Origin of the sequence: Saccharothrix sp. (assembly GCF_031180885.1) — a bacterium.
GTDB lineage: Bacteria > Actinomycetota > Actinomycetes > Mycobacteriales > Pseudonocardiaceae > Actinosynnema.
The window spans coordinates 1-10,014 of the sequence record NZ_JAPSLK010000009.1; the positions used below are offsets into that span (position 1 = coordinate 1).

10 protein-coding genes are annotated in these 10,014 nt (G+C 71.6%); 4 read left to right on the forward strand and 6 right to left on the reverse strand.

What is annotated here, in order from left to right:
- Positions 1-584: 584 nt before the first annotated feature.
- Positions 585-1,196: an alpha/beta family hydrolase gene (locus RIN75_RS14080; protein WP_309112342.1), complete on the reverse strand. Its 612-nt coding sequence runs from the start codon at positions 1,194-1,196 to the stop codon at positions 585-587.
- The gene (locus tag RIN75_RS14085) at positions 1,193-1,954 is read right to left on the reverse strand and encodes an SOS response-associated peptidase (RefSeq protein WP_309112343.1); all 762 of its coding nucleotides are present in this window, start codon (positions 1,952-1,954) and stop codon (positions 1,193-1,195) included. Before RIN75_RS14085 ends, RIN75_RS14080 begins: the two co-directional genes overlap by 4 nt.
- An 84-nt stretch (positions 1,955-2,038) precedes the next feature.
- Here RIN75_RS14085 and aroA point away from each other — a divergent pair, with 84 nt between their 5' ends.
- Positions 2,039-3,304, forward strand: a complete 1,266-nt coding sequence (gene aroA / locus RIN75_RS14090) for a 3-phosphoshikimate 1-carboxyvinyltransferase (protein WP_309112344.1) — start codon at positions 2,039-2,041, stop codon at positions 3,302-3,304.
- A gap of 2 nt (positions 3,305-3,306) precedes the next feature.
- The gene (gene rsgA, locus RIN75_RS14095; protein ID WP_309112345.1) at positions 3,307-4,314 is read left to right on the forward strand and encodes a ribosome small subunit-dependent GTPase A; all 1,008 of its coding nucleotides are present in this window, start codon (positions 3,307-3,309) and stop codon (positions 4,312-4,314) included.
- Between the two features lie 4 nt (positions 4,315-4,318).
- On the opposite strand, the gene pruA is transcribed toward rsgA, so the two are convergent.
- Complete coding sequence (gene pruA, locus RIN75_RS14100; RefSeq protein WP_309112346.1) at positions 4,319-5,944, reverse strand: L-glutamate gamma-semialdehyde dehydrogenase; 1,626 nt, start codon at positions 5,942-5,944, stop codon at positions 4,319-4,321.
- A gap of 37 nt (positions 5,945-5,981) precedes the next feature.
- Between pruA and RIN75_RS14105 the strand changes: the two genes are divergently transcribed.
- Positions 5,982-6,350 (forward strand): VOC family protein, encoded by a 369-nt coding sequence (locus RIN75_RS14105; RefSeq protein WP_309112347.1) that lies wholly within the window; start codon positions 5,982-5,984, stop codon positions 6,348-6,350.
- A gap of 2 nt (positions 6,351-6,352) precedes the next feature.
- On the opposite strand, the gene RIN75_RS14110 is transcribed toward RIN75_RS14105, so the two are convergent.
- From RIN75_RS14110 to RIN75_RS14120, 3 genes are read right to left on the reverse strand one after another with little or no spacing between them, the layout of a single operon-like run.
- Positions 6,353-6,844 (reverse strand): DUF6912 family protein, encoded by a 492-nt coding sequence (locus RIN75_RS14110; protein ID WP_309112348.1) that lies wholly within the window; start codon positions 6,842-6,844, stop codon positions 6,353-6,355.
- Positions 6,844-8,226 (reverse strand): wax ester/triacylglycerol synthase family O-acyltransferase, encoded by a 1,383-nt coding sequence (locus RIN75_RS14115; protein WP_309112349.1) that lies wholly within the window; start codon positions 8,224-8,226, stop codon positions 6,844-6,846. Before RIN75_RS14115 ends, RIN75_RS14110 begins: the two co-directional genes overlap by 1 nt.
- A 9-nt stretch (positions 8,227-8,235) precedes the next feature.
- Positions 8,236-8,892: a phosphotransferase gene (locus tag RIN75_RS14120; protein WP_309112350.1), complete on the reverse strand. Its 657-nt coding sequence runs from the start codon at positions 8,890-8,892 to the stop codon at positions 8,236-8,238.
- A gap of 193 nt (positions 8,893-9,085) precedes the next feature.
- On the opposite strand from RIN75_RS14120, the gene RIN75_RS14125 reads away from it, so the two are divergent.
- Positions 9,086-9,835, forward strand: coding sequence for an RNA methyltransferase (locus tag RIN75_RS14125; RefSeq protein WP_309112351.1), 750 nt, complete (start codon positions 9,086-9,088; stop codon positions 9,833-9,835).
- Positions 9,836-10,014 lie beyond the last annotated feature (179 nt).

Genomic DNA, 10,014 nt, shown 5'->3' on the forward strand with positions numbered 1-10,014 from the left:
GTGGTTGGCTTTGCCAGGCCATGCGGTGGGGGAACCGACGCCCTTCCTCCCCCATCGGTGGTCTGCCCGCCGGCGAGGCGCTTTTGATCTTGAGAGCGCGCAGCGCGTTCGAGCTTGTGAGCGCGTCAGCGCTGTTCAAGAGCGCGAAGCGCGTTCCTCCTCCAGCAGCGCGGAGCGCGTTGCGTCTACACGCGCGAAGCGTAGGTTTGAGAGCGTAAGCGCGGCTCTAAAGATCAAAAGCGCCTCGCCGGCGGGCGAGCCGCCAAGGATGACACAACTACAACGGCGGGGGCTTCTTGCTTGTGCCATCCCCGCATGACCCGGCAAAGCCGACCACATTTTTGGTCGGGTGCCGCTAAAAATTTTGCTCGTTCCTCACAAAATTTTCGGCTGCACCCGACCAAAAATGTGGTAGCCCTTCGGGCGGGCCATACGGGGATGACACAAGCAAGAAGCCCAAGTTGAGGTGTGTCCGCTCGGGCGGACTGCCCGCGCGGCAACGCAGACTGCAAGCATGGGGCTGCGAAGGCGACGACTGCAGGACGCGGTCAGTCCAGGGACGCGGTCAGTCCAGCGGACGCGGACTAGTCCAGGGGGCGCAGGATGCGGTCCAGCCACTCGCCGACGGCTCGCCGCAGGCCCTCCAGGTCGGCCTTCAGGTTGTGGTCGCCGGGCAGCAGCACGACCTCGCGGTGGTGCGCCGACTCCGGCCGGCCGAACGGGTCGTTCTCGCCCTGGACCACCAGCGCCGGCACTTCGAGGCCCGCCAGCTCGTCCATCCGCGACTTCTCCGGCTTGCCCGGCGGGTGCACCGGGAACGCCAGGCACAGCACCGCCACCGCCTGGCCCTCCGCCGCCGTCCGGCACGCCACCCGCGCCCCGGACGACCGACCGCCGAACAGCAGGGGCATCTCGTCGAACCAGGTCTCGCCCAGGTCCTCGGCCACCGCCAGCCACGCCGCGTCCAACTGCTTCGCGGGCGCGGGCGCGCGGCGGCCGGCCACCCGGTAGGGCTGTTCGACCAGGGCCACGTGCACGCCGGCGTCCACGGCGGCCCGGGTGGCGGCCACCAGGTCCGGGGCCGCGATGCCGCCGCCGGCGCCGTGGCCGAGCAGCAAGCCCGCTCGGCCCTCGCGAGAGCAGTGCAGCTCGGCCCGTGCCGGGCCGTGGGGTGTCTGGATCGTCCGAGACGTCATTTCAGCTCGAACAGGGTCGGCTCGGGCGCCTGGTCCTCGGTCAGCGACACGCGCTCGACCAGTGACGGGTCGTTGTTCTTGATGCTGTTGACCTTCATCGACACCGGCCGCAGCTCGAACGAGTTCACCAGGTCCAGGTCCGGGGTGAGCAGCGCCTTCGGGTCGGTGCTGTCCGGGTTCAGCCAGTCGTGCCAGCGGTCGCGCGGGAGCACCAGCGGCATGCGGTGGTGGACCTGGGTCATCTCGCCGATGGCGTCGGTGGTGAGCACCGCGCAGGTGATGATCGGCTTGCGCTCGTCACCCTCCTGCTTCCACCACACCGACCAGATGCCCGCCATGGCCAGGCTGGACCCGTCGCCGGGGTTGATGAAGTACGGCTGCTTGCGGCCCTCGCCGGGCTGCCACTCGTACCAGCCGTCGGCGGGGATCAGGCACCGCCGCTTCGCCGCCGAGTCGCGGTATGCGGGCTTCTCCAGCACGCTCTCCGCCCGCGCGTTGATCATCTTGGCCGCGCCGGACAGGTCCTTGGCCCAGTGCGGCACCAGGCCCCAGCGCATCACCCTGATGCTGCGCTCGACGACGTCCGGGTCCGGGTTGCCCTCGTCGTCGCGGGGGTGGCGCTCGACGACCGCGAGCACCGGCTTGGTGGGGGCCACGTTGTAGTCGGGGTTCGGGGCATCACCCTCGGTGCCGTCCACCGCGTCGAACTCCGCCGCCAGCAGGGCCGGGTTCTTGGTGGAGGCGTACCTGCCGCACACAACCGATCACCTCCGAATGGTCATCGTCGCACGTCGTCACGACCGGTGCGAGCCGTCGACCACCCGATGCGGAATCATCAGGCCATGACTCAGCAGTGGTCCGCTCCCACCGCCGACGGCCCCGTGCACGCGACGGTACCCGTGCCCGGCTCCAAGTCGATCACCAACCGCGCCCTCGTGCTTGCCGCGCTCGCCGACGGCCCGTCCGTCCTGCACGCGCCGCTGCGCAGCCGCGACACCAACCTGATGGTCGCGGCGCTGCGGTCGCTGGGCGTGGAGATCACCGACGGTCCCGACGGGTCTTGGCTGGTCACACCGCTGCCGATGCACGGGCCGGCGGCCGTCGACTGCGGTCTGGCGGGCACGGTCATGCGGTTCCTGCCGCCCGCCGCCGCGCTGGCCGTGGGCGAGATCGTGTTCGACGGCGACGAGCACGCGCGGGTGCGGCCGATGGGCACGATCCTCGACGCGCTGCGCGCCCTGGGCGCGGACATCGACGGCGACGCGCTGCCGTTCACCCTGCACGGCAAGGGCGGCCTGCCGGGCGGGCAGGTGACGATCGACGCGTCGGCGTCGTCGCAGTTCGTGTCCGGGCTGCTGCTGTCCGGAGCCCGGTACGAGAGCGGGGTGACCGTCGTGCACGACGGCAAGCCCGTGCCGTCCCTGCCGCACATCGAGATGACGGTGTCGATGCTGCGCGAGGCCGGGGTGGTGGTCGACGACGCGACGCCGAACGAGTGGCGCGTCGAACCCGGTCCGATCGCGGGTCGTGCGTACGCGATCGAGCCGGACCTGTCCAACGCGATGCCGTTCCTGGCGGCGGCGGCCGTGACCGGTGGCGAGGTGACCATCCCGGGGTGGCCGGTGGCGACGACCCAGCCCGGCGCGGCGGTGAAGGACATCCTGGAGCGCTTCGGCTGCACGGTGGTGGTGGACGAGCGAGGGCTGACCGTGCGCGGGCCTGGCCGGCTGACCGGTGTGGACATCGACCTGCGGGACGAGAGCGAGCTGACGCCGACCGTGGTCGCCCTGGCCGCCCTGGCGGAGGGGCGGACGCAGGTGCGCGGGGTCGCCCACATCCGGGGGCACGAGACCGATCGGCTCGCCGCGTTGGCCGCTGAGGTGAACCGGCTGGGTGGTTCGGCATCAGAGACCGAGGACGGGCTGATCATCACGCCGGCGCCGCTGCACGGCGGGGTCTGGCGGGCGTACGCGGACCACCGCATGGCCACCGCCGGTGCGATCATCGGGCTCGTGGTGGACGGTGTGGCGGTGGACGACATCGGGTCGACCACCAAGACGATCCCCGACTTCCCGGGGATGTGGGCGACGATGCTGGGAGCGCGCTGACCGTGGCCCGGGACTGGCGGCGGCTGGACGAGTCCGACGTGCGCGTGCGCCCCGGCAAGGGGACCCGGCCGCGCAGCAAGCGCCGACCCGAGCACTCCGACGCGGTACCCGCCATGGTCGTCGGCGTGGACCGCGGCCGGTGGACGTGCGCGGTCGAGGAGGACCCGGACCGCCTGGTCACCGCCATGCGGGCCCGGGAACTGGGCCGCACCCCGGTGGTCGTGGGCGACCAGGTCGGCCTCGTCGGCGACACCTCCGGCGCGCCGGACACGCTGGCCCGCATCGTGCGCGTGGCGGACCGGACGTCGGTGCTGCGGCGGACCGCCGACGACACCGACCCGTTCGAACGGGTGGTCGTCGCGAACGCCTCCCAGTTGGTCATCGTGTCGGCCCTGGCGGAGCCGGAGCCCCGGCGCGGGTTCATCGACCGGTGCCTGGTGGCCGCCTACGCCGGTGGGCTGGAACCGTTGCTGTGCTTGACGAAGTCGGACCTGGCGTCGCCCGATGAACTGCTGGCGGCGTACTCGGAGCTGAACGTGCCGGTGGTGGTGACGCGGTCCGATGTGGACCCTGCGGCTTTGCGGGAACGCTTGGTGGACAAGGTTTCCGCGTTGATCGGCCATTCCGGGGTCGGCAAGTCGACGTTGGTGAACAAGCTGGTGCCGGACGCGAACCGGGCCGTGGGCGTGGTGAGCGGGGTCGGGAAGGGGCGGCACACGTCGACCCAGGCGGTGGCGCTGCCGCTGCCCGAGGGCGGGTGGGCGGTGGACACGCCGGGCATCCGCTCGTTCGGGCTCGCGCACATCACGCCGGACGACATCGTGAAGGCGTTCCCGGACATGAAGGAGATGGCGGAGGAGTGCCCTTCGGGGTGCGGCCACCTCGGTCCGCCGGAGGACCCGGACTGCATGTTGGACGAGCTGGTGACAACGGGCGAGGCGTCACCGGGCCGGCTGGCGTCGTTGCGGCGGTTGCTGGAGTCCCGGGGCAAGCTGGAGGAGTACGACTGACCGATCAGAACATGTGCGGGTAGGTGTGCGTGGTCGGGGGCACGAAGGTTTCCTTGATCGTCCTGGGGCTGGTCCAGCGGATCAGGTTGAACATGGAGCCGGCCTTGTCGTTGGTGCCCGAGCCCCGGCTGCCGCCGAAGGGCTGCTGGCCGACCACCGCGCCCGTCGGCTTGTCGTTGACGTAGAAGTTGCCCGCCGCGAAGCGCAGCGACCTGCTCGCCTCCTGGACCGCCGCCCGGTCCGTCGCGAAGACCGCCCCGGTCAACGCGTACGGGGTGGAGTTGTCGACGACGTCCAGGATGTCGGCGTAGTCCTCGTCCGCGTAGACGAAGACCGAGAGGATCGGGCCGAAGTACTCCGTGGTGAAGATGTCGTTGCGGGGGTCGGTGCCGACCAGGATCGTGGGGTCGACGAAGTAGCCCACCGAGTCGTCGCACGTTCCGCCGGTCAGGACGTCGATGGTGTCGTCGGAGCGGGCGGCGGTCAGGGCGTCCCGGTGCTTGGCGAAGGCTCGTCGGTCGATCACCGCGCCGCCGAAGTGGGTGAAGTCGGTGACGTCGCCGTAGGTCAGGGACTTGGTCGTGTCCACCAGGCGGTCGCGGGTCGTGTCCCAGACCGAGCGGGCGATGTAGGCGCGGGAGGCAGCCGAGCACTTCTGGCCCTGGTACTCGAAGGCGCCTCGCACGAGGCCGGTGACCAGGGCGTCCGGGTCGGCGGACGCGTGGGCCACGATGAAGTCCTTGCCGCCGGTCTCCCCCACGACCCTCGGGTACGAGCGGTAGGTGTCCAGGTTCTCGGCCATGGTGCGCCACAGGGCCTTGAACGTCTTCGTGGAGCCGGTGAAGTGCAGGCCGGCGAACGACGGGTGCGCCAGGGCCACCTCGCTGACCGCCTGGCCGTCGCCGGTCACCATGTTGACCACACCGGGCGGCAGGCCGGCCGCCTCCAGCAGCCGCATGGTGTGGTGGGCCGCCAACTGCTGGGTCGGGGACGGCTTCCACACCACGGTGTTGCCCATCAGCGCGGGCGCCAGGGGCAGGTTGCCGGCGATCGCGGTGAAGTTGAACGGGGTGATCGCGAGGACGAACCCGTCCAGCGGCCGGTGGTCGAAGCGGTTGCGCTGGCCCGGCGCGGACGCCGGCTGTTCGGCCAGGAGCCGGCTCGCGAAGTGGACGTTGAACCGCAGGAAGTCGATCAGTTCGCACGCCGAGTCGATCTCGGCCTGCTGGACCGACTTGGACTGGCCGAGGACGGTCGCCGCGTTCAGGGTGTCCCGCCACGGCCCGGCCAGCAGGTCCGCCGCCCGCAGCAGCACGGCCGCGCGTTCGTCGAACGGCAGCTCCTGCCACGCCGGCGCCGCCCGGCCGGCGGCGGTGATCGCGTCCTCGACGTCGGCGCGGGTGGCCTGCGCCGAGACGCCCAGCACGTGCCGGTGGTCGTGGGGCTGGACGACGTCGAACCGGTCGCCGCCCGCCATCCGCTGGAGGCCGCCGATGGTCATGGTCAACTCGTGCGACTCGCGCTCCATGCCGACGATCCGCCGGCGCAGCGACTCCCGCTCGGGTGACCCGGGTCCGTAGCTCCGGACGGGTTCGTTGGTCGGCGAAGGCACTGAGGTGACCGCGTCCATGCCGCCATCGTGGCACGCGGTAGTACGGTGCGCAGCCGTGGCGAAAGTGACCGGCATCGGCGGCGTCTTCCTGCGTGCGCGCAACCCGGTTCGGCTGGCCGGGTGGTACCGCGAGCACCTCGGCGTGCCCATGTCCGAGCACGGCGCGGTGACCTTCCACTGGACCGCCGAGGAGACCACGACGTTCGCGTTGTTCGCCAACGACACGGAGTACTTCGGCGAACCCGGTCAGCGCGCGATGCTCAACTTCCGGGTCGACGACCTCGACGCCCTGCTCACCCGGCTGCGCGCGCGCCACGTCGAGGTCCTGCCGCAGACCGAGGACTCCGAGTACGGCAAGTTCGGCTGGGTCGTCGACCCCGAGGGCAACCGGGTCGAGCTGTGGGAGCCCGCGCCCGGCATGTAGCCCTACATCAGCTCCAGCAAGAACGGCAGTTCCTGGGGCGCGTACCAGGCCAGTTCGTGGTCCTCGGCCTCGCCGAGCGCGAACTCCGCGTCCGGGTCGCCCATGTCGGCCGCGTCCACGACCTCCGCCGCCTCGCGCACGGCGTCCTCGGCGTCGGAGGTGTCGAGGTGGATCGCCGCGATCTTCTTCAACGGCACCGACCCGGTCACCTTCACCACCGAGAAGTCCAGGTCGGGGCGCAGCTTCACCTCGTCGACGTCGACCGCCACGACGGCCCGCCGGGGCACGCCCTTGTCCTCGCCCGCGATCAGCCGCAGGGACGCGCGCGCCGCGTCGAGCATCGCCGAGTACTCCAGTTCCTCGGTGTCGCCGGTCGCGTAGGACTCGCGCAGCGCGGGCGTCAGCGCGAAGCCGGTGCCGCCCACGGGCGTGAACTCGCCCTGCTCCACCAGGTCGCGCAGCATCGCCACGGTCGCCGGGAGGTACACCCTCATCAAGACACCGTCCCCATCAGTTCCTCCACCGACTCCTCGACCATCGCCGCGAGGACGTCCACATCGGACATCGCGTCCCGGTCGGCGTTGAGCCCGAAGTACACGCCGCCGTCGTAGGACGTGACCCCGATCGACAGGGCCTGGTTCTTGGCCAGGGGGACGACCGGGAACATCTCGGTCATCTTCGCCCCCGCCGCGTACAACGGCACCTGGGGACCCGGCACGTTGGTCACCACCACGTTGAACAGCCGCCGCGAGAACGAGCTCGCCGCCCGCGCGCCCAGGGCGTGCAGGGTCGGCGGCGCGAAGCCGGAGAACCGGACCAGGGTCTCCGCGGCGACCGAGTGGCCGGACTCCTGGTGGGCGCGCATGGCGTGGCTGACGTGGTGCAGCCGCACGACCGGGTTGGGCTCGCCGACCGGCAGGTCCACCAGGTACGCGGACACCCGGCTGCCGTTCTGGTCGTCGTCGCGCACCGACATCGGGGCCATCGCCCGCATGGTCGTGTGGCCGGTGACGACCTCGCCGCGCGACAGCAGCCACGTCCGCAGCGCGCCGGACAGGACGGCCAGGACGGCGTCGTTGACCGTGCCGCCGTGGACGCGGCGGATGGCGCGCAGGTCGTCCAGCTTGGTCCGGGCCACCGCGAACCGGCGCTGCGGCGAGATCCGCACGTTCAGCGGGCTGCCGGGGGCCGGGGTGGCGGCCGTGCGCACGGCGGAGGCCAGGCCGCCCAGCGCGCCGGCGACCTTGCGGACCGTGGCCACGGTGTCCATGGCGGCCGAGCGGACGTTCTCCACCAGCTCACCGGGCCGCTGCACGACCTCGGCGACGGCGTCGGCGACCAGTTGCAGGCCGCTCGGCTCGGGCTGCGGCATCCACAGCGACTCCACCGGCGGGCGGGGCGTGGCGGACACGTCCAGGATGACCTGGCCGATCTCGGGCGCGCCGATGCCGTCCACCATGGCCTGGTGGGTCTTGGTGATCACCGCCGTGCGGTTCCGCGCCAGGCCCTCGACCAGGTAGATCTCCCACAGCGGCCGGGCGTGGTCCAGCGGCCGGGACATCAGGCGCGCGACCAGGTCGTGCAGCTGGCCGTCGGTGCCCGGCTTGGGCAGCGCGGAGCGGCGGACGTGGTAGGTGACGTCGAAGTCCGGGTCGTCCACCCACACCGGGCGGGCCAGCCGGCCGGGCACGTGCACGACCTTCTGCCGGTAGCGCGGGACCAGCGACAGCCGCTGCTCGATCAGGTCGACCAGCCGGTCGTAGTCGAAACCCGCCTTCGGCCGGCGGAACACCGCGACCCCACCGACGTGCATCGGCGTCGTGGAGTCCTCCAGGTACAGGAACGAGGCGTCCAGCGCGGAGAGTCGGTCGGGCATGCCGCCAGGCTAGTCGGTGCAGCGGGCGACGAGGCGGTTCACCGCGTCGACCTCGGCGGCGTCCCGGGCGTGCCGGGCCAGCCGGATCGCGGCGGCGGCGGGCATCGCCTTGCGCACCTCGACGTCCACGTTCGACAGGAAGCTCTTCATCAGCAGGTTGCGGGCGAGGCGCTTGAACGGGCGCAGCGGGGCGACGGCGATGGCCAGCCAGCTCAGCGCCACGTCCACCTTGCGGTCGCCCCTGGCCGCGTTCGCCCAGTCCACGACCACCGGACCCTCGGGACCGAGGACGACGTTGCCGGGGTGCAAATCGAGGTGCAGCAGGCAGCCGTCGCCGTGCAGGAAGTCCGGGGCGGGGACATCGTCGAGCTTGCGGTGCAGGTCCGCCAGCTCGTGACCGAGGGCACCCGCGCGCCACGGCTTGGCGTCCAGCTCCTGCGACATGCGCGGGCCGGGGACGTACTCCATGACCAGGTCGGTCTCCGATGCGTCCTGGACGCGCGGCACGGGGATGCCGTGCGCGCTCAGGTGCCGCATGAGCCGGGCCTCTTGCCGCAGGTCGCGCCCGGTGCGGCTGCGCTTGAGCAACAGGCCGTCCGGACGCAGGTAGACGTCCGCCTCCCGGCCGCTGGCCAACAGACGGTGCGCCTCGTCGCGCGGGGTCATGTGACGATCATCATGATTGACAGGCGAAGCACAAGCCCCATTCGGGTGGAGGATGCTGATCCCGCCCGGCCGCGTCGGCTCGTCGCGTCGCCTTTCGCTCCGATCACGTCCTTCTATCGGAGCGAAACGCGACGCGACAAGCCGACTTCCAGGCGGCCGGGCCGCCGCGACGAAGGAGCGGCAAAATGTCACAGTGGATATTTCGCCCAAGGACCGCTTTGTCACTGTCTATGGCCGCAAGCCCGTGTTGGAGGCCTTGGACGACCCTCGGCTTGAGGTCGACAAAGTGCTGCTCGCGGAGGGTGCGCGGGGTCCGGCGGCGAAGGAGATCCTGGACGCGGCCCGGCGGCGCGGGGTGGCGGTGCAGCGGGCCACGGCGCAGCGGGTGAAGGTGCTCGCGGGCAACGGGCGGCACGACCAGGGCGTGCTCGCGGACGTCGTCGCACCCCGGATGAGGCCGCTCGCGCTGGGGCTCGCGGACCGGCCGCGCGGGGTGCTGCTGCTCGACGGGATCACCACGCCCGCGAACGTCGGCATGATCCTGCGCACCGCGACCGCCGCCGGCCTGGACGGCATCGTCGTGCCCCGGCGCGGGGTGGCGTCGATCGACCCGCTGGTGGTGAAGGCGTCGGCCGGGGTGGCGTTCCGCGCGCCGGTGCTCAAGTGCGCGACGGCCGGGGAGGCGGCGGCCGAGTTGGCCGCCGCCGGGTACCCGATCTACGCCCTGGACGCGGGCGCCCGCGACTCGATCTACACCGCCGACCTGCCCGAACGGGCCGCGTACGTGCTGGGCAGCGAGTCCACCGGGATCTCCGACGACGTCCGCCCGCACGTCACCGGGTGGCTGTCCATCCCGATGGCGGCGGGCGTCGAGTCGTTGAACGTGGCGTCGGCGGCGGCCGTGCTGTGCTTCGAGGTGGTGCGCCGCCGGCTCAGCCGGTGAGCCGCGTCAGCCGGTCAGCGCCCCGGCGGGTTCGGTGAGCGCTCCGGCGGGATGTGTTTCGGCGGGTTGTGTTTCGGCGGGTTGTGTTTCGGCGGGTTGTGTTTCGGCGGGTTCGGTGAGGGCGTCGAAGGCACTGTCTACAAAGGACTGTGCGCCGCCGGTCAGCCGGACGACCCGGG